Source organism: Mycobacterium sp. MMS18-G62, from assembly GCF_053877835.1.
Genome location: NZ_CM132662.1, coordinates 4,145,149 through 4,165,118 on the forward strand (window position 1 = coordinate 4,145,149; position 19,970 = coordinate 4,165,118).

General features: G+C 64.9%; 20 protein-coding genes. 6 read left to right on the plus strand and 14 right to left on the minus strand.

All coding sequences use genetic code 11. From position 1 onward, the window contains the following. Positions 1–137 precede the first annotated feature (137 nt). Positions 138–395: a hypothetical protein gene (locus ACWW36_RS20730; protein WP_456137847.1), complete on the plus strand. Its 258-nt coding sequence runs from the start codon at positions 138–140 to the stop codon at positions 393–395. A 3-nt stretch (positions 396–398) separates the two neighbouring features. Here the strand turns inward: ACWW36_RS20730 and arcC are convergent, their stop codons facing one another. The 10 genes from arcC to ACWW36_RS20780 form a co-directional block, all read right to left on the minus strand. Further along, positions 399–1,313 carry a carbamate kinase gene (gene arcC / locus ACWW36_RS20735; protein ID WP_456137848.1) on the minus strand — a complete coding sequence of 305 codons (915 nt, stop codon included), beginning with the start codon at positions 1,311–1,313 and terminating at the stop codon, positions 399–401. Between the two features lie 5 nt (positions 1,314–1,318). Next, the gene (locus ACWW36_RS20740) at positions 1,319–2,323 is read right to left on the minus strand and encodes an ornithine carbamoyltransferase (protein ID WP_456137849.1); all 1,005 of its coding nucleotides are present in this window, start codon (positions 2,321–2,323) and stop codon (positions 1,319–1,321) included. A gap of 29 nt (positions 2,324–2,352) precedes the next feature. Beyond that, positions 2,353–3,612 carry an arginine deiminase gene (locus ACWW36_RS20745; RefSeq protein ID WP_456137850.1) on the minus strand — a complete coding sequence of 420 codons (1,260 nt, stop codon included), beginning with the start codon at positions 3,610–3,612 and terminating at the stop codon, positions 2,353–2,355. Between the two features lie 20 nt (positions 3,613–3,632). Continuing rightward, positions 3,633–5,111, minus strand: coding sequence for an arginine-ornithine antiporter (gene arcD, locus ACWW36_RS20750; protein ID WP_456137851.1), 1,479 nt, complete (start codon positions 5,109–5,111; stop codon positions 3,633–3,635). 156 nt (positions 5,112–5,267) lie between these two features. Continuing rightward, the gene (locus tag ACWW36_RS20755; protein ID WP_456137852.1) at positions 5,268–5,750 is read right to left on the minus strand and encodes a nitroreductase/quinone reductase family protein; all 483 of its coding nucleotides are present in this window, start codon (positions 5,748–5,750) and stop codon (positions 5,268–5,270) included. Then, complete coding sequence (locus tag ACWW36_RS20760; protein WP_456137853.1) at positions 5,747–6,202, minus strand: hydrogenase maturation protease; 456 nt, start codon at positions 6,200–6,202, stop codon at positions 5,747–5,749. The genes ACWW36_RS20755 and ACWW36_RS20760 overlap by 4 nt, the downstream gene beginning before the upstream one ends. After that, complete coding sequence (locus ACWW36_RS20765) at positions 6,199–7,491, minus strand: Ni/Fe hydrogenase subunit alpha (protein ID WP_456137854.1); 1,293 nt, start codon at positions 7,489–7,491, stop codon at positions 6,199–6,201. Before ACWW36_RS20765 ends, ACWW36_RS20760 begins: the two co-directional genes overlap by 4 nt. Then, positions 7,488–8,246, minus strand: coding sequence for an NADH-quinone oxidoreductase subunit B family protein (locus tag ACWW36_RS20770; protein WP_456137855.1), 759 nt, complete (start codon positions 8,244–8,246; stop codon positions 7,488–7,490). The genes ACWW36_RS20765 and ACWW36_RS20770 overlap by 4 nt, the downstream gene beginning before the upstream one ends. Next, positions 8,247–9,101, minus strand: a complete 855-nt coding sequence (locus ACWW36_RS20775) for an FAD/NAD(P)-binding protein (protein ID WP_456137856.1) — start codon at positions 9,099–9,101, stop codon at positions 8,247–8,249. Beyond that, on the minus strand, positions 9,094–10,191 hold the full coding sequence (locus ACWW36_RS20780) for a 4Fe-4S dicluster domain-containing protein (protein WP_456137857.1): 1,098 nt from the start codon (positions 10,189–10,191) through the stop codon (positions 9,094–9,096). Before ACWW36_RS20780 ends, ACWW36_RS20775 begins: the two co-directional genes overlap by 8 nt. 146 nt (positions 10,192–10,337) lie before the next feature. Here ACWW36_RS20780 and ACWW36_RS20785 point away from each other — a divergent pair, with 146 nt between their 5' ends. From ACWW36_RS20785 to ACWW36_RS20795, 3 genes are all read left to right on the plus strand, one after another. Next, positions 10,338–12,185 carry a pyruvate kinase gene (locus ACWW36_RS20785; protein WP_456137858.1) on the plus strand — a complete coding sequence of 616 codons (1,848 nt, stop codon included), beginning with the start codon at positions 10,338–10,340 and terminating at the stop codon, positions 12,183–12,185. 87 nt (positions 12,186–12,272) lie between these two features. Next, a complete protein-coding gene (locus ACWW36_RS20790; protein WP_456137859.1) occupies positions 12,273–12,689 on the plus strand; it encodes a pyridoxamine 5'-phosphate oxidase family protein in 417 nt (138 codons plus the stop codon). 161 nt (positions 12,690–12,850) lie between these two features. Next, the gene (locus ACWW36_RS20795) at positions 12,851–14,611 is read left to right on the plus strand and encodes an MOSC domain-containing protein (protein WP_456142569.1); all 1,761 of its coding nucleotides are present in this window, start codon (positions 12,851–12,853) and stop codon (positions 14,609–14,611) included. On the opposite strand, the gene ACWW36_RS20800 is transcribed toward ACWW36_RS20795, so the two are convergent. Beyond that, complete coding sequence (locus ACWW36_RS20800; protein ID WP_456137860.1) at positions 14,608–15,507, minus strand: 3-oxoacyl-[acyl-carrier-protein] synthase III C-terminal domain-containing protein; 900 nt, start codon at positions 15,505–15,507, stop codon at positions 14,608–14,610. The genes ACWW36_RS20795 and ACWW36_RS20800 overlap by 4 nt on opposite strands. Next, positions 15,491–16,597, minus strand: a complete 1,107-nt coding sequence (locus tag ACWW36_RS20805; protein ID WP_456137861.1) for a 3-oxoacyl-ACP synthase III family protein — start codon at positions 16,595–16,597, stop codon at positions 15,491–15,493. The genes ACWW36_RS20800 and ACWW36_RS20805 overlap by 17 nt, the downstream gene beginning before the upstream one ends. Before the next feature lie 150 nt (positions 16,598–16,747). On the opposite strand from ACWW36_RS20805, the gene ACWW36_RS20810 reads away from it, so the two are divergent. Further along, positions 16,748–17,425, plus strand: a complete 678-nt coding sequence (locus tag ACWW36_RS20810; RefSeq protein ID WP_456137862.1) for a hypothetical protein — start codon at positions 16,748–16,750, stop codon at positions 17,423–17,425. Between the two features lie 64 nt (positions 17,426–17,489). Then, a complete protein-coding gene (locus ACWW36_RS20815) occupies positions 17,490–19,208 on the plus strand; it encodes a GAF domain-containing protein (protein WP_456137863.1) in 1,719 nt (572 codons plus the stop codon). A 42-nt stretch (positions 19,209–19,250) separates the two neighbouring features. Here the strand turns inward: ACWW36_RS20815 and ACWW36_RS20820 are convergent, their stop codons facing one another. Continuing rightward, a complete protein-coding gene (locus ACWW36_RS20820) occupies positions 19,251–19,553 on the minus strand; it encodes a DUF3618 domain-containing protein (RefSeq protein ID WP_456137864.1) in 303 nt (100 codons plus the stop codon). Next, on the minus strand, positions 19,540–19,950 hold the full coding sequence (locus ACWW36_RS20825) for a phage holin family protein (RefSeq protein ID WP_456137865.1): 411 nt from the start codon (positions 19,948–19,950) through the stop codon (positions 19,540–19,542). Before ACWW36_RS20825 ends, ACWW36_RS20820 begins: the two co-directional genes overlap by 14 nt. Positions 19,951–19,970 lie beyond the last annotated feature (20 nt).

The window sequence follows — 19,970 nt, forward strand, 5'->3', positions numbered from 1 at the left end:
GCGGGGGAGGCCGGCGCTTCGGAGCACGGGCACGGGAAGGACCAAAGCCCTCACCGGATCGTGATCTTTGGCTCCTCCGGAGTTAGCTGCGCAGGTGGTGTGATCGTCGGATAGGGACCTAAATGGGGAGGTCGGCGATGAGGATACGAGGCCATCGGGCGCGGCACGCCACCCTGACGACCACGATGTACCAGCTCACCGACCGCCTGCATGGAGGTCGTACGGCTCGCGTCTCCGCCGACGGAATCGTCAGCACGGTGTCGGCGTGGTTAGCGGAACTCGGCGCGTACAGCCCTCTCGTCGAGGATCTGGCCGTCACTGTCCGCAACGGTGACTGGCCTGCCGCATACGCCATCGCCGACCGGCTGTCCGTCGACCTGAGCGTCGCCGCCTAACTCTCAACGATGACGCGTGCGCACACGTGTACCCGCGGTCCCCTCAACGATCTTTGTGATCTCAACGAGTGACCCAATCACCGCTTCTTTGCCGGTGTTTCGCGCAAAATCGCATGCCGCTTGAACTTTCGGGCCCATCGACCCGGCAGGCAACTTCAGATCCGAGAGCTCCTCGGGTGTGACCTCGCCCAGCCGGGTCTGATCGGGCGTGCCCCAGTCGGTGTAGACGCCGTCGACGTCGGTGGCGATGACGAGTAGATCGGCGTCGAGTTGTTGCGCCAGCAGAGCCGAGGCGAGGTCCTTGTCGATCACCGCCTCCACGCCGTGTAGCTGGCCGTGCTCGTCATACATGGTCGGTATTCCGCCCCCGCCGGCGCAGATCACGATCGTGCCACTCTCGACAAGGCTGCGGATCGGCCGGATCTCGAAGATTCGCTTGGGCTTTGGGCTGGCGACGACCCGGCGGAACTTGTCACCGTCGGGCGCGATGGCCCACCCACTGGCGGCCTCGAGGCGCTCCGCGGTCTCCCGGTCGTAGACCGGTCCGATCGGCTTGGTCGGGTGAGCGAACGCGGGGTCGTCGCGGTCCACCTCGATCATCGTCAGCAGCGTGGCCAACGGCTGCTCGGCGGGCAGCAGGTTGCCGAGTTCCTGCTCGATGACGTAGCCGATCATCGCGTCGGTCTGCGCGCCGAGCACGTCGAGTGGATACGGAGCGACGTCGTGATAGGCCGCCGCCTGCAGCGCGAGCAGACCGACCTGCGGCCCGTTGCCGTGTGCCACGACGATCTCGTTGCCCGGCGCGACCGCGGCGATGCACTCCGCGGCCACCCGGATGTTGGCGCGCTGATTCTCCGCAGTCATCGGCTGACCGCGCTGCAACAGTGCATTGCCGCCGAGGGCGATGACGATCCGCATGGCGTTCAGCCGAGTGCGGCCACGAGGACCGCCTTGATGGTGTGCATCCGATTCTCCGCCTGGTCGAAGGCGATGTTTGCGGGGCTTTCGAATACATCCTCAGTGACTTCGATGCCGTTCGCCAGGTGCGGGTATTGGGCGGAGATCTGCTCGCCGACATGAGTCTCGGAGTTGTGGAACGCGGGCAGACAGTGCATGAACTTCACCCGCGGATTGCGCGCCGCGGCCATGAGTTCGGCGTTGACCTGGAAGGGGAGCAATAGGTCGATCCGCTCGCCCCAGGTCTCGATCGGCTCGCCCATCGACACCCAGACGTCGGTGTAGATGAAGTCGACCCCGCTGACGGCCTCGCGAGGGTCATCGGTAATGGTGATCCGGGCACCAGACGCCTCCGCGAACTCGCGGCACAGCTTCACGTGTTCATCGCTGGGCCAAAGCTTTTCGGGCGCGCCGATCCGGACATCCATGCCGAGCTTGGCGCCGACCAGCAGCAGCGAGTTGGCGACATTGTTGCGGCCGTCGCCGACGAAGGCGAAAGCGATCTCCGTCAACGGTTTAGGGCAGTGCTCGGTCATGGTGAGGACGTCTGCCAGCATTTGCGTCGGGTGGAATTCGTCGGTGAGCCCGTTGAATACCGGCACGCCGGCGTATTCCGCGAGTTCCTCGACGATCTCCTGGCTCGAGCCGCGGTATTCGATCGCGTCATACATGCGGCCCAGCACGCGGGCGGTGTCCTTCATCGACTCCTTGTGCCCGATCTGCGACGACGTGGGGTCGATATACGTCACGTGGGCGCCCTCGTCGTACGCCGCCACCTCGAACGCACAGCGGGTGCGCGTGGAGGTCTTCTCGAAGATCAGGGCAATGTTCCTGCCTGCGAGGCTGTTCCGGCCGATGCCCGAGTACTTGGCACGCTTCAGATCTCGGGACAAATCCAGCAGGTAATGCAGGTCGCGCTCGGTGTGATGAACCAGGCTGAGCATGCTGCGGTTACGGTTGTTGAACGCCATGGTGCGTGCATCCTTAGGTCGACAGTTGGTCAGGTGTAGATCGGGTCACGCAGGATCGGGCACGTCATGCAACGGCCGCCGCCGCGGCCGCGGCCCAACTCGCTGGCGGTGATGGTCACGACCTCCACGCCGGCCTTGCGCAGCGCGGTGTTGGTGAGGATGTTGCGGTCGTAACCGATGACGACGCCGGGCTCGAGCGCCACGACGTTGTTGCCGTCGTCCCACTGCTCGCGCTGGATGCCGTAGACGTCGCCGGCCGTCGTGACGACCCGGAACTCCACACCGACGGCTTCACCGATGGTGGGAATCAACCCCTTTGGCTCACGGCGGATGTCCAAACCGGACGGGCTGCTGTCGTCTGGCCGCAGGCTGAACGGCACGATCCCGTCGACGATCGGTGCGTATGCCGTCACCAGGTCGTAGTCGCAGAACGTGAAGACAGTGTCCAGGTGCATGGCCGCACGGGATTTCGGAAGGCTCGCGATGATCACCCGTTCGGCTGCGCCAGCGGCGAACAGGTTGCGTGCCACCTGGGTGATCGCCTGATGCGACGACCGTTCGCCCATACCGATCACGACCGTGCCCTTGCCGATCGGCATCACGTCGCCGCCCTCGAGGCTGGCCGAACCGTGATCGCGTGCAACGCCTTCCGAGTCACCGAGCCAAATGTCGAACTTCTCGTCGGCGAAGGCCGGGTGGAATTTGTAGACCGCCGTGGTGAGCAGTGTCTCCTGACGCCGGGCAGGCCAGTACATCGGATTCAGCGTCACACCATGGAAGATCCACGCGGAGTTGTCACGCATGAACTGCGTGTTGGGCAGCGGCCGCAGCACGAACCCCGCAGGGTCCAGCTCGCGGAAGGCCGGCAGGAAACTCCCGGCTAGCTCGTCGGGCACGTCCTGGTATGAAACTCCGCCAATCAGGAACTCCGCCAGTCGATCTGCCGGAAGGTCTGTCAGCCATGCCCGGATCTCGTGGGAGAGCCCGGAGCCCACGAGGTCGTCGGTGACCTTGCGGTCCAGTATCCAGTCGCGGGCCTCCGAGATGGCCACCACGTCGGCGAGGAGATCCTGAAGTTCCAGGACCTCCACGCCGCGGTCGACCATCTTTGCCGTGAAGTCGAAATGGTCGCGGCGGGCCTGCTGCAGCCAGATCACGTCGTCGAACAACAGCTCGTTGCAGTTCTCCGGCGTCAGGCGCTGGTGCGCGAGCCCCGGTGCGCACACCAGGACTCGCCGCAGCCGGCCCGCCTCAGACCACACGCCCAGCTGGGATGGGGTCGTATTCATCTCTGCGCCTTGTCGATTCGTCACAGCACCGACAGGTTTCCGCTGACCATCATCACAACCGCCGCTACCGACGTCAGCGCCACCACGCCGACGACCGCGAGCTCGGGTTTGGTGAACGCCGGCAACCGGCTTTCCCTGCGGGCCCACAGATATAGCGCCGTGCCTGCGAGGTAGAACAACGCCGCGATCAGCAGGTACTGCCAGCCGCCTGCGTACACCAGCCACACCGCGTAGCCGAGAGCGACTACACCGACGATGAGGTCACGAGCCCTGCCGCGGCCCGATTCATAGGTCTCGCCGCGCACGGCGAGCAGAACCTGGTACGCCGCAGACCACAGATAGGGCAGCAGGATCAGCGACGTCGCGAGGTAAACCAGGTTGGTGTAGGTGCTCGCGTTGGCCAGAGTCCACAGCAGTAAGGCCTGCACGCACAAGTTCGTCAGCCACAACGCCGTTGCGGGCGCGCCGTGTGCGTTCTCCTTGGCCAGCGCCTTCGGCATGACATGTTCGAGCGCCGGCAGTCGCAGGATCTCCACGCACAACATCACCCAGGCGATCAGCGCGCCAAGCAGCGAGACGACCAGGCCGATGGAGATGAAGGCCGCGCCCCAGCTGCCGACCTGACTTTCGAGCACACCGGCCATCGACGGGTCGGGCACGCCGGCCAGCTCGGCCTGGGCCATCAGGCCGTACGACAACAGGTTGACCATAAGCAGCAGCGCCAGCACGCCGGCGAAGCCGAGCACGGTGGCCCGCCCGACGTCGCTGCGCTTCTTGGCCCGCTGCGAGTAGACGGCGGCGCCCTCGATGCCGATGAACACCCAAACCGTCACCAGCATCATGTTTTTGACCTGGGTCATGGTGTCGCCGAGGGACGCACCGTCGATTTGCGTTGTCTTGCCCCAGAAGTCGGCGGTGAACAGTCCGGCTTTGAAGCCGACCGCGGCGATCGCGATGAACACGACAATGGGCACGATCTTGGCGACCGTCACGATGACGTTGACGAAGGCGGCGGTCTGGATGCCGCGCAACGTCATTGCGTGCACGATCCAAAGCAGAATGGACGCCCCGATGATCGCGGGCACCGTCGCACCACCCTCGAAGGCTGGGAAGAAATAACCCAGCGTCGAGAACAGCAGCACCAGGTAGGCCACGTTGCCCACCCACGCCGACATCCAGTAGCCGAATGCGGATGTGAATCCGATGTAGTTACCGAAACCTGCGCGGGCGTATCCGTATACGCCGCCGTCGACGTCCGGTTTGCGCGACGCGAGTGTCTGGAAGACGAAGGCCAGCATCAGCATGCCGACGCCGGTGACGACCCAACCGATCAGAAGCGGGCCGGGAGCGGCGCTTCCAGCCATTTGGGAGGGCAGGGCGAAGATGCCGCTGCCGATCATCGACCCGACCACGATTGCGGTCAGGGCCGCCAGGCCCAAGCCTCGTCCCACTGTGCTGGGCCGCGCCTCCGGCGGCTTCGAAAGTACGGTTCCTGACATCGTCGTCTCCCAGCTCGGTGGATACGCGGTCGTGGCAATCGCCTCGTGATCTCGACGCTAGGGGCGCCTCTGTCGGTGCTGAGGAGGCTTTAGTCCTCGATCAAAGGCCGTAGGTCCCAGCTCCCGGCCAACGAAGCATCTTTGTCCTCGAACCGGTTACGAATCCAGGTAGCGGACTCGGAACACCGGATACTGTGCGCTGATCGCTGCGAACGACGGCAGCGGCGAACCGGGCGACACGGGGATGTGTGGCCGTCCGCCGGGAACCTTTTGCAGATAGCGGCGCAGGATCGGCGCGCGTTCGTCGGGCGGGACTTCGATGAGTTCGCATCGGCGTGCACGACGGCGCCACAGGACCGCTTGGTAACCCGCGGCTCTGATATTCCTGACCCAATTGCATTGTTCGCCGAGCATCGACACCAGATACCACTGGCCACCGGCATCGGCCATGCCGAGGGGGAATTCGGTCGGTCGCCCTGTTCTTCTCCCCGGCACCTCTAGGACGACCCACCGACGCGGTAACACGCCGAGACGCATGATCCGAATCCAGAGCCGGGCGTAGCTGCGGGCCTCGGCGTTGCCCCTGCCGCCTTTATACATGGCGCGCAGTTTGGCGGCGGGCAGCAAGCCGAATCTCATTGCGGCCTCAAGAGTTCAGCGAATACGGCCTCCACCGCCGCCGGCACCGCCGCGGCGACCGCCGGTGTCAAACCTGGGCCGTAGTCGGTGTCTGCCACGTCGACGCACAACACCACCAGCTGGTGGGGTAACTGCTTCAACGCCTCTCCCAGTTCGTATGCCTGCGGCAGGCTGATCGCGTGCGAGCTGACCGCGCCGCCGGGCGCCGGGCTCTGGTCCGGTGTCCAGCGCCGGATTCGCCCGGGGCACACGTCTTCTCCTGTCGCCGCATCGATGACGACCGCGAGTGGGGCGTCGCACCAGGCCTCGAGGATGGCGGTGGGTTCACCGATAGCGGTCACCACCCGCACATCGGGCAGACCGCGGTGGGCGACTTCCTCGGCCACCACGAGTCCCACACCGTCGTCTCGGCGGAAGCTGTTGCCGATGCCGATCACCACCGCTGTTGTCACTTGCGATCGATGGTCAGCGTCAGGAAATGCGCAGAGCAGGAGATGCACGGATCGTGGTTACGAATCGACTTCTCGCACAACGACGTCAACAACGCGTCGTCCAACGACAGGTTGGCGGCGACTAGTTCGGCCATCTCATGTTCGATGGCTGCCTGGTTCTGGGCGGTCGGCGGGACGATGGTGGCGGCGCGGACCAGCCCGTCATCGCCGATCTCGTAGCGGTGATACAGCAGCCCCCGTGGCGCCTCGCTCACACCGTGGCCGACACCGGCGCGTGGCGGAACGTCGACGAACGGGCGTGCCGGCCGCTCGTATTCGGCGATGATTCGCAGGGCCTCGTCGACGGCGTAAACGACCTCGACGGCGCGTACCACGATGCTGCGGAACGGATTCCGGCATTGCGGACCAAGGCCGCCGCGGGCTGCGGCCTCGCGGGCGACCGGCGATAGGGCAGCGGAGTTGAGTGAGTATCGCGCGAGGGGACCTGTCAGATACCGCTCGCCGTCAAGGGTCGCGTGCAACGCGGTTGAGTGTTTTACCTGCGCCTCGACGACATGGTCGCCGAATTCACCGATTTCGAACGCGGGGCCGGAGCTTCGCCGGATCGTCCCATTCTCGATGGGGTAGCGGTTTCCGTCCGCGAGCGACAGCAGTTCGTGGTCGAACTCTGCATCGGGGAAGTCGAATTCGGACACCCATTCCACCATCGCGAGCGCGTCGTCGAGTGCTCGGCGCAGCTGTTCGGTGAGCGGCTTGAGGTCGGTGGGGTGTGGAACCGAGTAGAACCCGCCGAGGCGCACATTGATCGGATGAATGGCGCGGCCGCCGATTTGCTCCATGAGCCGGTTGCCGGCCTTCTTCAGCGCCAGGCCACGCTCGATGAATTCGGGGCGCTCCCTGGCCATGCTGATGCCGTCCGGATAGCCGAGAAAGTCCGGGGCGTGCAGCAGCACGATGTGTAGCGCGTGGCTGTGGATCCATTCCCCGCAGTAGAGCAGCCGCCGCAACGCCACCAGCTCGGCAGGAACCGTTACCCCGCAAGCATCTTCGATCGCGTTGAGGGCGCTGATTTGGTAGGCGACGGGGCAGATGCCGCACACCCGCGCGGTGAGGTCGGGCGGCTCGGTGTAGGCGCGGCCACGCAAGAACGCTTCGAAAAACCGCGGCGGCTCATAGATGTTCAGCTCGACGGATTCCACGGTTCCGTCGGCAAGCGTGACATGAAGCGCGCCTTCGCCTTCGACGCGGGTCAGCGCGCCCACCGAAAGCGTCCGGATCTCAGGGTTCACTTGTCGTTCCGTTCCTTGGCGAAGTTCGCGACGTTGAACGTCGAAAACACCCGGTCGACATCGCCGCCCGACATCCCGTCACGGCGCAGCAGCGGTATCAGCGCGGCCGTGTTTGGTGTGGCGGCCGGACCGAAGCATCCGTAACAACCGCGGTGATAGGACGGGCACAACGCCCCGCAACCGGCGTGGGTCACGGGGCCAAGGCAGGGGATACCCTCCGACACCAGAACGCAGGTCACTCCGCGCATTTTGCATTCGGTGCACACTGTCTTTGCCGGCAGTCGGGGTTTGCGGCCCACCAGGAGGGCGGCCAGGGTGTCGAGGAGCTGACCGCGATCGATCGGACAACCCTGAAGCTGATAGTCGACCTTCACGTGTGCCGCGGCGGGTGTGGACGTCGACAAAGTCTGGATGTATTCGGGTTTGGCATAAACCACAGAAGCGAATTCGTTGACATCGGCGAAGTTGCGCAGTGCCTGCACGCCGCCCGCGGTGGCGCAGGCTCCGATCGTAACGAGGATCTTGGACTGCTCGCGGATCTCCTTGATGCGCCGCTCATCGGATGGCGTTGTGACCGAGCCTTCGACGAGCGACACGTCGTATGGGCCGCCGACAACGGAGCTCGAGGCCTCCAGGAAAGTGGCGATCTGCACCTCGCCGGCGAGCGTCAACAGTTCGTCCTCGCAGTCCAGCAGCGTCAGCTGGCAGCCGTCGCAGGAGGCGAACTTCCAAACCGCCAAAGTCGGCGTGCTCATCTATAGCTCCCTGACCTGCAGAAGAGGTTCGGCCACGTCGTAACCCACTACCGGCCCGTCGCGGCACAACAGCAACGGACCGAGTTGACAATGGCCGCACCAGCCGATGCCGCATTGCATGTTGCGTTCGAGAGAGACACGGATATCGGTGGCGGCCATGCCTTTTCGTAAGAGTTCTATCGCGCCGTTGCGCATCATCGGTTCGGGCCCGCACAGGAAGGCCGTGGTGCGCTCAGGGCGCAGCGGAATCCGACGCAACGGCTCGGTGACGAATCCGACTTCTCCGGGCCAGCCCTGGACGGGTATGTCGACGGTCAGGTGCACGTCGATGGAGCCATCGCGTGCCCAGCCGGCGAGTTCGTCGTTGAACAGGAAGTCGTCGCGGGAGCGGGCCCCGGCGATCAGAGTGACCTGTCCGAAGCTGTCGCGGTCGGCGAGCGCGCCGAGCACCACGGGCCGCAGCGGCGCCAGCCCCACGCCGCCTGCGACGATGACCAGGTCTCGTCCGTCGGAGTCGGCCAATCCCCAGTTGGTCCCGAACGGACCGCGCATGCCGATCAGCGCGCCCGGCTGCGCGTCGTGCAATGCCCGGCTCACCGCGCCGACCGAGCGGATCGTGTGAGTGATGGTTTCGTCGGCGACGGTGGGGACACCGCTGACGGAGATCGCGATCTCGCCGACCCCAAACGCGTACATCATCATGAATTCGCCTGGGCGCGGTGGCGATAACGGTTCGCGAACCGGCTCGAGGCGCAACGTGGCCGAGTCGCGGTTCTCGGCGACCCGGCTACAGACACGGTACGGAACTGGGTTCATCGCCGACGCGGCTACCGGCCATGCCGCGGTGTCAGTCATCGACTTCCTCCGCTTGGCCCGCCAGGGTGTTCATCTCTTCGGTGATGTCAATTCCGGTGGGGCACCACGCGATACAGCGGCCGCAGCCGACGCAGCCGCTGCTGCCGAACTGGTCGTGCCAGGTGCCGAGTTTGTGGGTGATCCAATGCCGGTAGCGGGACGGGCTCGATTGCCTGACGCTGCCCTCGTGCACGAACGTGAAGTCGAACTCGAAGCACGACGCCCAATTCATCCACCGTTCGGCGTGCTCGCCGGTGAGATCGGTGACGTCTTCGACGCTCGTGCAGAAGCAGGTGGGGCACACCATGGTGCAGTTTCCACACGTCAGGCAGCGGCTGGCGACTTCGTCCCAGTGTGGGGATTCTCGCGAATCGATCAGCAGCTGACGCAGGTCTCCGGCAGGCATCTGCCTGCCCATGTGGTGGGCCGCTTCGGCGACATCGCTTCGTGCGGAATCGATTTCGTTCTCGCTGGCGTCGCGGTGGGGGAGCGTGGCCAACACCTCGGCGCCGTCGTCGCTGCCGACGTCCACTACGTAGCGACGACCGTCTGTGTCGATGCGTTCGGTGAGGGCAAGATCGTATCCGGGGCCGACGGCGGGCCCGGTCCCCATCGATGCGCAGAAGCACAGGCCGCCGGGCTCGGTGCAGTTGACCGCCACGACGAAGATATGCCGGAGCCGTCCCACGAATCCCTGGTCCGGATGTGCGCCGTTACCGAGGACGCCGTTGAGGATCGCAATCGCCGAGAGATCGCAGCCCCGCACGCCGATGAATGCGTACCGCGGCGTCTCCTCGGCCACCGCCTCGTCGGAAGACCACAGCTTCTGCCGCGGCGGATGCAGAAACTCTTTCCACGACTGTGGGCCTGCCGAGTGACCGAACAGGGCGTCGTCGTCGCGGCGTCGCAGCCGATAGTGACCCGGGCCGACGTCCACGCCCCAGCCTTGCGGCAGCTCGTCGGCGGACGTCAGCTCGGATAGGACGATCGCGTTGTCCGACAACGTGGGCCCGACCACGCGGTATCCGCGGTCGATCAGCGTAGACACGAGTTTTTGCAATCCCGCGGCGTCGATCACCGCACTGCTCATGGGCCTATCGTGCTCCCACTGGCGGGACTATGCACACTCATTGGGTCCCACGAATAGGTGACTAAAGTCCTCGTCGCTGTTCACCGGCGGGTAACCCTGGCTCGATACGGTTCAGCCGAAGCGTTGTCCGAGTAGGAAATGGTGTCGTGGCGTCACGGTTAACTCATCTGTTGGTGCGTGACGATGCCACCGACCGCGAATTGGTACGGGTGCTCGGGCACCTGGACGAACTCCTCGAGAAGCTGGAATCGGCGGAATCGACATGGTCGGACTGGCTTGCCGCCGCGGCTCCCGGGTACCGGGCCAGCGCGCGAAATATCGTGCACTACTGGGCGATTCGGCAAATCGACTTGCGCGACTTGCAGGCTCGACTCGCGGCCTTCGGGTTGTCTTCGCTGGGTCGCAGTGAACCGCACGTCGAGGCCACGCTCCGACTGGTTCGTTCCGCCGTGCGAGCCATCTTGGAGGGCGCATGGCATCCGCCCGAGCCGGCCGCGCTCGTGGCTGATGAGGGGCGCGAGCTATTGGCGGCCCGCACCGACGAACTGCTCGGAGCGTCGCCGGCCGACCGCGATACACGCATCATGGTCACCCTTCCGTCCGAAGCCGCGACGGATCTCGATCTGATTCGGGAGCTGGTCAAGCGCGGCATGGACGTGGCGCGGATCAACTGTGCGCACGACGGCCCAGCCGCGTGGCGTGCGATGGGCGACCATGTCCGGCAGGCGAGCCTCCAGGAGGGTCGCAGCTGCCTGGTCGCGATGGATCTTGCCGGGCCGAAACTCCGCACAGGACCGATCCAACCCGGGCCCCAAGTGGTCAAGCTCCGGCCACACCGTGACGCCCTCGGCCGCGTCGTCGCGCCTGCTCAGGCGTGGCTGACCTCGAATGACAACCCGCAGCCGCCACCCGCTCCGGGTATCACGTCATTGCCCGTACCCGGGGACTGGTTGGGCCGCCGCCGCCCCGCAGACGTCATCAACCTGTACGACACCCGTGGCGCGAAACGGCATCTGACGCTTGCAGATGTCGGGGCGGGCGGAGTCGTCGCGACGACGGACAAGACGACCTACCTCGCCACGGGCACGGTGCTGAGCGTCGACGGCGCAGAGGACCAGACCAAGCTCGGCGCACTGCCGGCGTTAGAGCAAAGCCTGATGCTGCGGCCGGGCGACACGCTGACCGTCACGCGAGACTGTTCGCCCGCACCCACCGAGACTGCCGACGTGCCGAGGATCGGGTGCACGCTGCCCGAGGTCTTCGACAACGCCCGCATCGGGGAGACGATCCACTTCGATGACGGACGCATCGGCGGCGAAATCATCGGCGTGCAACACGACATGCTCGAGGTGCGGATCACGCATGCCGCGGCGACCGGCACCCGCTTGCGCGCGGCCAAAGGGATCAACGTGCCCGACACGCGCTTGCCAATACCGGCGCTGACGGACAAGGACATGGCCGACCTCGGCACCGTGGTCGAAATCGCCGACATCGTTCAGATGTCGTTCGTACAGGATCCCTCCGATGTTCTTCGGCTGCACAATGCGTTGGCCCGGCTTGGCGGGGACCACCTTGGCGTGGTGCTCAAGATCGAGACCCGGCGTGCCTTCGAGCGGCTCCCGCAGCTATTGCTGACCGCGATGCGCAGGCCGCGAGTCGGCGTGATGATCGCGCGCGGTGACCTCGCTGTGGAGGTCGGTTACGAACGCCTGGCCGAACTACAGGAAGAGATCCTGTGGCTGTGTGAGGCCGCGCATCTTCCGGTGATCTGGGCGACGCAGGTCCTGGAACAACTGGCCAAGAGCGGGTTGCCGTCGCGGGCCGAGATCAGCGACGCCGCAATGAGCGGGCGGGCCGAATGCGTCATGCTGAACAAGGGGCCGCACATCGACGAAGCGGTCGTCGTGCTCGACGACATCCTTTGCAGGATGGCCGAACATCACTACAAGAAGAACGCCCTACTGCGCCAGCTGAACTCGTGGCGTTCCCCGTAGGCTTTCCGCGGCAGCGGGCCGTTGGTTGGCGGTTGTTGGGACTTCCGGCCGTGTCGTTGGGCACCCGCGGTAGGTAGCATCGCGGCCATGTCGGAAGAGTCGCAACCCATCTCCATCCTGCCGGAGAGCGAATGCTGGACGCTCCTTTCCAGTGTTGCGCTGGGCCGGCTCGTCACGAGCGTCGATGGTGAACCGGAGATCTTCCCCGTCAACTTCGTCGTCCAGCACCGCACTGTGCTTTTCCGCACTGCCGAAGGCACCAAGCTGGTCAGCGCTGCCATCAACAACCGCGTGCTGTTCGAAGCCGACGAGCACAACGTTGCCAATGGCTGGAGCGTCATCGTCAAAGGAACGGCACACACACTTCGCACCGATGAGGAGATCGCCGAGGCGGAGCGGGGCCAGCTGCTGCCGTGGACGGCGACGGTGAAGCAGCATTTCGTACGCATCCGTCCGCTCAGCGTGACGGGTCGACGGTTTGTCTTCGGATCAGGGTCGGATTGATCGCCGAATTTCGTTCGAAACCAACCGTGTTGAACGGCCGGTCGAAAGCCGCCCGCTGACTTTCGCTCTTTTTCCGCAACGCCGTGCCCATGTCCGTTCCGGGGACGATCATCGTCACTGCCGTGTTGATCACGGTCAACCGGGCGAAGGAGACTAGCGGGATGGCCAAATTGGTGTCGGTGAATGTCGGAATGCCGAAAGACGTCAGCTGGAACGGCCGCACCGTTTACACCGGCGCTTGGAAATCACCCGTTGACGGTCCGCGCATGGTCCGCCGGCTCAACATCGACGGCGACGGTCAAGGTGACCTCGGTGGCCACGGGGGAGAGAACCGCGCGGTGCTGGTGTACCAACTGGCCTCGTATCACCACTGGGCTACCGAGCTGCGCCGTGACGACCTCGAGCCGGGTGCCTTCGGGGAGAACTTCACTGTCGACGGGCTGCCCGATGACGAGGTGTGCATCGGAGACCGCTACCGGATCGGCCAGGCCGTCTTCGAGGTCACCCAGCCGCGGGTCACCTGCTATCGCGTCGGGCTGCGCCTCGGCGAGCCGAGCATGGCGGCGCTGCTGGTGTCTCACCGACGACCAGGTTTTTATTGCCGCGTATTGGAAGAAGGCGAGGTCGAGGGCGGGCAGGAGATCGAGAAGATCAGCACCGGGCCAGAGCAGGTGACCGTCGCCGAGATCGACGCGTTGCTCTACCTGCCGGGGCATCCTCGCGATGCGCTCGAGCGCGCGCTCCGCATCCCGGCACTGAGCCAGGGTTGGAAGACCTCATTACAAAGCCTGGTCGAGCAGGGCACCGGCGATGCGGCGGCACAGGGCAACAGCGGATTGACCGGCGTCGTCAGCCCACCGCCGGCGTGGCCCGGTTTCCGGCCGCTGCAAGTGACCGACATCCGCGATGAAAGCCACTACGTACGGTCGATGACCATGGCCAGCCCGGACGGCGCGCAGCTACCCACATGGCTTGCAGGCCAATCGATCACGCTGCGCATACCGCCGGTGTCGGGGAGTGCACCGCTCATCCGCAACTACTCGTTGTCGAACGAACCCGGGTCCGGCGACTACCGAATCAGCGTCAAACGGGAGCCCTACGGCACCGTCAGTCGGCACCTTCACGAGCATGTGAAGATCGGCGATGTCCTCGACGTCGCAGCGCCCCGCGGCACGTTCTTCCTCGATGACGGACCGGCGCCGGTGCTCCTGCTGTCTGCCGGGGTGGGAGTGACACCTGTCCTATCCATGTTGCATGCCTTGGTGAAAGACGGCTCCACACGACCTGTCTGGTGGCTGCACGGTGCCCGCGACAGCTCAGAACACCCATTCGGTCAGGAAGCACGCGAGTTGCTGAAGCGATTGCCCGGCAGTCGATGCCACGTCTATTACAGCCGTCCGGCACCCACCGACCGCGAAGGCGTCGACTACACCGAGCGAGGCCGGATCTCTGCCGAAAACCTTCGCGGACTTGGCCTGCCCCACGATGCGCAGGCGTTCCTGTGCGGACCCACGTTGTTCATGGACGAGATCAGCGAGGCACTTGCGGCGTACGGTCTGGAATCGGCGGCGATCCACAGCGAAACATTCGGAGCCCACGGCGCCCTCACGCCTGGCATCGCGGCTGAACTGAAGCCCCCACATCTTCCCGACGGCCCGGCGGGCGACGGTCCCGAAATCCAGTTCGCGCGCAGCGCTATCTCGGCGCCGTGGGGCGCTCGCTACAGCAGCCTGCTCGAGTTCGCCGAAGCCTGCGACGTGCCGACCCGATGGTCATGCCGCACCGGGGTCTGCCATAACTGCGAAACAGCGCTGCTGTCAGGACAGGTCCGGTATGACTTCGAACCGCTGCAACCGCCTGCCGAAGGCAACATCCTCATCTGTATTTCGAGGCCGTCCGAGCCAGTCGTCGTTGACCTCTAACGCGGCATCGTCGGATGACGCTGAGCCGACGGCACCCGGTACAGCGCGGCGCCGGCGGCGATGCCTGCGCCCGCCGCGATGAGCAGAACCCGATCGCCGGCCCGGAATTGTCGTGCCGCACGGTCGAATGCGGCCGCCAGCGAGGCGGTGTTCATGTTCTCGTCATCGGCGACGACGACCTGTTCGGCGGGTACTCCCAGATGTCTGGCAAGCGCGGTTCGGTAGCGACTGCCGGCGGGTGCGGCGATTATCGCGTCGACGTCGCCGAGTCCGATCGACGATTCGCGCAGGCACTTGTCGGCCGCTTGCGCCGCCGCGGCCGCGAATTTGTCTTCGTGATCGTCCGACACCCCGAAGCGAAGCACGTTGCGTCCGTCGACGAGTCCTACTGTGGCATTGAAGCTTTCGCCTTCGTCAGGAACGTTGACCCAGTGAATGCTCTCGACGCCGCCGTCGTCGGCCCAATTGCAGAGTAGGGCCGCCCCGGCGGGGGAAAACGGGAAGTTCTCACTCATGCCATGGCCGGGATCGGCATCGCTCGTCACCACGAGCGCACAGTCGATCGCATGTGACTTCAGGAAACCGTCGACGATCTGCAGCGCCGTCAGCACTCCACAGCTTCCGTTGGCGATGTCGAATGAGAATGTGCCGTGGCCGTGGGCATGCGGATCTTCGGGATTGGCGCCGATGTCTTGTTGAATCATCGCGGCTAGCGCGGGTTCGCCAAGATTGCGGTCACGATAGATGCCGGCATTGATCAGGAGGTCGACATCGTCGGCCTCGCGTCCTGCCGCGTGCAGACAGTCTTTGGCCGTTTGTACGGCAAGCCGCAAGGCGCTATGACGATTTCGCCAGCCACCCTCGGTGACCGCAACCCGATCAATCACTGTGCCCATAGCGCTCCACCAATTCCTCGTCCACCGTCAGCAGCACGATGCCGATCTCGAGACCGGACGCCAACGCAATCAACGCCACCGTTTCACCCGGTTGGATATGTCCGGCTTTGAGTTCTTCGACCAGCGCGACGGTGTGTGTCGTCGACGCGGTGTTGCCGTACCGGTCGACCGTGATCACGGCGTCGTGGCGGGGACTGTCACCGAATGACGCCGCCATCTTCGCCATACCCTTGCGGATCGCGCGCGCCGACGTTTGATGCGTGATGACGTGGTCGATGTCGTGTATCGAAATGCCAACCGCGTCAAGCACTTCGTGCAGGAGCAGGGGAGTGTTCGACATCGCCGCTTTGTGGATTCCCCTGGCGTCGGTGAACATTCGGGCGGCCGGCTCGTGACCCTTCGGGTACGCCAGGCACAGCCGGCTATAGTCGGCCACGGTGGTGAAGCCGGCGAGCTGGATTCCGGCCGATCCGGCGCCGGCACGCTCGAGGCAAAGGGCCGCGCCCGCGTCTCCGAGTGTCAGCGAGGCGAGCTCTTTGCTCATGATGTTGCGAATATGGCGGGCTGCATTCTGGCCGAGCTGGGAGATGTATTCGCCACTGACCACCAGTGCGCGTTCGATGGATCCCTGCCGAATCCAGTTGTTGGCCACCGTCACGCCGGTCAGCATTCCCGCGCACGCGTTCGACAGGTCGAACGTCATCGCCTGTGTCGCCCCAATGGCACGCGCGACGAAGCTGCTCATCGACGGTTCGACCCACTGCGTGAGCCCGCCGCGGAATTTCGTGATGCTGCAACTGATCACGACGTCGATCGAGGCGGCATCGCGCTGCGCCTTGCCCAGACAGTCCAGAGCGGCCGAGGTCGCCAGGCTGTACGAGTCCTCGTCGCCCACCGACACGCGACGTTCGTGGATGCCGGTCAACCGCTCGAGGTCGATGTGGGTGTGGTGGCGCGTGGTGGACATCAGGGCGTCTGTTGTCAGATGCGTGGTAGGCAGATGCCGCCCAGCGCCGGCCAGGCGCGTGCGAAACGGTGTGGCCGATTGTCCGTCGGGTGGTTCCATCACCAGCCAGTGACTGCGCGTCATCGTTCGATCATGTGTTTCGGCTTCGTGAACGCAGTAGGGATATATGGCAACTGAACGATGGCCAAAAGTCCCACAGGGCATGCGTTGGTCCTCGGTGCTTGGGACCTTCGTCTCTTCGTTTGTGCGCCCGTTGGTTCCTAGTCTCGGTGCATGGGCAAACAGCGACCTCTACTCGCCGGTTTGATGGCTGTGGCCAGCGCCGTCACGCTGTACCGGGCCATTGTCAGACCGTGGATGTACACGTGGGGTGCTGACGACGACGAGATCAACGCCGAGCTTCCTGGCGACGAGCTTGTTTCGGCGAACACACCGCAGACCACGCGTGCCGTGACGATCGACGCACCGATCCGCGCGGTTTGGCCGTGGCTGGTCCAAATCGGCGAAGATCGCGGCGGCTTCTACAGCTATTCGGTGTTGGAACGGGCGGTCGGCGCCCACATCCACAATGCGCACAGAATTCATCAGGAGTGGCAGGACGTGCGCGTCGGTGACACCGTATGGCTGGCCCAGCGATACGGCGACGTTGGCCGGCAGGTCGTCGCCGCAGTCGAGCCGGGCTCGCATTTGGTGCTGATGTCACCGCCCGACTTCGAGCGAGTGCAGAGAGGCGAAAAGGCCTCGGGTGCATGGGCGTTTTATTTGCGGCGCAAGAACGGGTGGACTCGCTTGCTGGCTCGCGGCAGTGGCGGCGTGGTCGGCCACGCGAGCTTCGACATTCCGCATTTCGTCATGGAGCAGAAGATGATGCGCGGTGTCCGCGACCGCGCCCAGCAAACACGCCGAGAGTCGTCGCAGCGAGACGTCGAGACGGTGTTGGCGTCCGTTTAGTGGAATCGGCCGTCAATGCCGCCGATTCTTCGCTGACCGTCTGGGTGAATGGAATCATGGTGTCGTGTCTGACGATGCCCGGTCGAAGGGTGACCCAAGCGCGCGTCCACTGCGTGACACCTTGTCGCAGTTGCGCCTGCGTGAGCTTCTCTCAGAAGTCCAGGACCGCGTCGAGCAGATCGTCGAAGGCCGCGACCGGCTCGACGGCCTGCTGGAAGCCATGTTGGTGGTGACCTCGGGCCTCGAGCTGGACCAAACGCTTCGGACGATCGTGCACACCGCCATCGAGCTGGTCGACGCTCGGTATGGGGCACTGGGCGTGCGCGGCCATGACCACGAACTGGTCGAGTTCGTCTACGAGGGCATCGACGAGCAGATGCGCGAGAAAATCGGTCATCTGCCCGAAGGGCGCGGGGTGCTCGGCGTGTTGATCGACGACCCGAAACCCATTCGCCTCGACAACATTTCACACCATGCCGCATCGGTGGGCTTCCCGCCGAACCATCCGCCGATGCGCACCTTCCTCGGGGTGCCGGTGCGGATCCGCGACGAGGTCTTCGGCAACCTGTACCTGACCGAGAAGTCGAACGGGCAACCGTTCAGCGAGGACGATGAGGTCCTCGTCCAGGCCCTGGCCGCGGCAGCCGGTATCGCGATCGACAACGCACGGCTGTACGAATCGTCGAAGACGCGACAGTCGTGGATCGAGGCCACCCGGGATATCGGCACCGAGCTGCTGTCCGGCACGGATCCGGCGCGCGTGTTTCGCCTGGTCGCCGACGAATCTCGCGTCCTCAGCGGCGCCGAGACAACGTTGGTGGCGGTGCCCATTGATCCCGACGTTCCGGCAAGCGAGACCGAAGAGCTGGTGGTCGCCGCAACCTCGGGTGCTGAATTGGCGTCGGAGGTGCGGTCGATTGCGGTGTCCGGAACCTTGATCGGCGAAGCGTTCGTGCAGCGCACCCCCGCACGATTCGACCATTTTGATCTGGGAGCCGATGAATCAGCACCTGCCGGCCCGGCGCTTGTTCTTCCGTTGCGCGCGACCGACGCCGTCGCTGGTGTACTTGTCGCGCTTCGGCCTGCGGGGGCGCAACCCTTCACCTCTGACCAGTTCGACATGATGGCCGCGTTTGCGGACCAGGCGGCTTTGGCGTGGCAGTTGGCCAGCACGCAGCGCCAAATGCGCGAGCTGAGCATCCTGACGGACCGTGACCGCATCGCGCGAGATCTCCACGACCACGTCATCCAACGGCTCTTTGCGGTCGGGCTTGCGCTTCAGGGGACGATCCCTCGGGCTCGTGTACCGGAAGTGCAGCAGCGGCTTACGGAATGCGTCGACGATCTTCAACAAGTCATCCAGGAAATTCGCACCGCGATCTTCGATCTGCACGGTTCGTCATCGGGGGTCACCCGGTTGCGGCAACGCCTGGACGAGGCCGTCGCACAGTTTTCCTCGCCCGAGTTGCGTACCACGGTCCAGTACACCGGCCCGCTGTCGGTGGTCGATGCGGCGCTGGCAGATCACGCCGAAGCCGTTGTTCGAGAGGCGGTTTCGAACGCGGTCCGGCATGCCGAAGCGCATAGCATTACCGTCAACGTCGCCGTTGGCGATGAGTTGTGCATCGATGTCGTGGACGACGGTAAAGGCATTCCGGCAGAGATCACCGGCAGCGGCCTGCGGAACCTCCGTAAGCGCGCTGAAGATGCCGGCGGGTCGTTCAGCGCGGACAAGATGGCCGCCGGGGGCACCAAGCTGACGTGGTGCGCACCGATACCGTGACGGGCTGTGCCGACTGACCCTGTCCTGCAAGCAGTTTCGGCGCTAGTGACGCTTCTTCCAGATCACGATGCCAGCGGTGAGCAGGCCGACCAGTACGAGAGCCGCCACGGGCACCGTGCGTCGTGGGCTATCTGTCGCCGCGTGACGCAGGGTGTCCGCCTTGTCGACGACCCGCTGCTTGGTTTCCTCGGCTTTCTGCTTGGTCCGTTCCTTGACATCGAGCTTGGCTGACAAGGCCTGCACGGTTTCGCCGAGCTCTTTGCGCGTTTGTTCGATGTCGGCGGTGATGTCGTCGATGCCGGCTTTCGGTCCGGGCTCGGGCCGAGCGCGCTCAGGTGTGGTCATGGCGTGCGTCCTTCAACTCTCGAATGTCGTCTTTCACCGTTTGGACGGTCCTGGGTACTGCCGGGGCGGCCTCTTGGGCTTGACTGCGCCCGATAAGAGCGGCGATGCCCGCGGCGGCGAACAGGACGACGCCGACGATCAGGGCGGCGGCCCACACCGACAGGACCAATGCCAGGGCCGCAACCGCTGCGGCAATGAACGCGGCCGCGCCGAAGAACGCCAGCAGGCCCGCCACGCTGAACAGGCCCGCACCGATCCCGGCGTGTTTGGCCGACTCGTGAAACTCCTTTTGCGCCAGCCGCATCTCGTCGCGGATCAGCCGAGACGTCTGCGACGACAACTGACTCATCAACTGGCCGATCGACGCATCTGTCGTCGGCTTGGACTCGACACTCATCGCATATCCATCCCTGATTG

What these genes read in the sequence shown, in the direction of transcription:
- ACWW36_RS20730 (WP_456137847.1), top strand. Translation starts at nt 138, where the DNA reads ATGAGGATACGAGGCCATCGGGCGCGGCACGCCACCCTGACGACCACG.
- arcC (WP_456137848.1), bottom strand. Translation starts at nt 1,313, where the DNA reads ATGCGGATCGTCATCGCCCTCGGCGGCAATGCACTGTTGCAGCGCGGT.
- ACWW36_RS20740 (WP_456137849.1), bottom strand. Translation starts at nt 2,323, where the DNA reads ATGGCGTTCAACAACCGTAACCGCAGCATGCTCAGCCTGGTTCATCAC.
- ACWW36_RS20745 (WP_456137850.1), bottom strand. Translation starts at nt 3,612, where the DNA reads ATGAATACGACCCCATCCCAGCTGGGCGTGTGGTCTGAGGCGGGCCGG.
- arcD (WP_456137851.1), bottom strand. Translation starts at nt 5,111, where the DNA reads ATGTCAGGAACCGTACTTTCGAAGCCGCCGGAGGCGCGGCCCAGCACA.
- ACWW36_RS20755 (WP_456137852.1), bottom strand. Translation starts at nt 5,750, where the DNA reads ATGAGATTCGGCTTGCTGCCCGCCGCCAAACTGCGCGCCATGTATAAA.
- ACWW36_RS20770 (WP_456137855.1), bottom strand. Translation starts at nt 8,246, where the DNA reads ATGAGCACGCCGACTTTGGCGGTTTGGAAGTTCGCCTCCTGCGACGGC.
- ACWW36_RS20775 (WP_456137856.1), bottom strand. Translation starts at nt 9,101, where the DNA reads ATGACTGACACCGCGGCATGGCCGGTAGCCGCGTCGGCGATGAACCCA.
- ACWW36_RS20780 (WP_456137857.1), bottom strand. Translation starts at nt 10,191, where the DNA reads ATGAGCAGTGCGGTGATCGACGCCGCGGGATTGCAAAAACTCGTGTCT.
- ACWW36_RS20790 (WP_456137859.1), top strand. Translation starts at nt 12,273, where the DNA reads ATGTCGGAAGAGTCGCAACCCATCTCCATCCTGCCGGAGAGCGAATGC.
- ACWW36_RS20795 (WP_456142569.1), top strand. Translation starts at nt 12,851, where the DNA reads ATGGCCAAATTGGTGTCGGTGAATGTCGGAATGCCGAAAGACGTCAGC.
- ACWW36_RS20800 (WP_456137860.1), bottom strand. Translation starts at nt 15,507, where the DNA reads ATGGGCACAGTGATTGATCGGGTTGCGGTCACCGAGGGTGGCTGGCGA.
- ACWW36_RS20805 (WP_456137861.1), bottom strand. Translation starts at nt 16,597, where the DNA reads ATGACGCGCAGTCACTGGCTGGTGATGGAACCACCCGACGGACAATCG.
- ACWW36_RS20810 (WP_456137862.1), top strand. Translation starts at nt 16,748, where the DNA reads ATGGGCAAACAGCGACCTCTACTCGCCGGTTTGATGGCTGTGGCCAGC.
- ACWW36_RS20820 (WP_456137864.1), bottom strand. Translation starts at nt 19,553, where the DNA reads ATGACCACACCTGAGCGCGCTCGGCCCGAGCCCGGACCGAAAGCCGGC.
- ACWW36_RS20825 (WP_456137865.1), bottom strand. Translation starts at nt 19,950, where the DNA reads ATGAGTGTCGAGTCCAAGCCGACGACAGATGCGTCGATCGGCCAGTTG.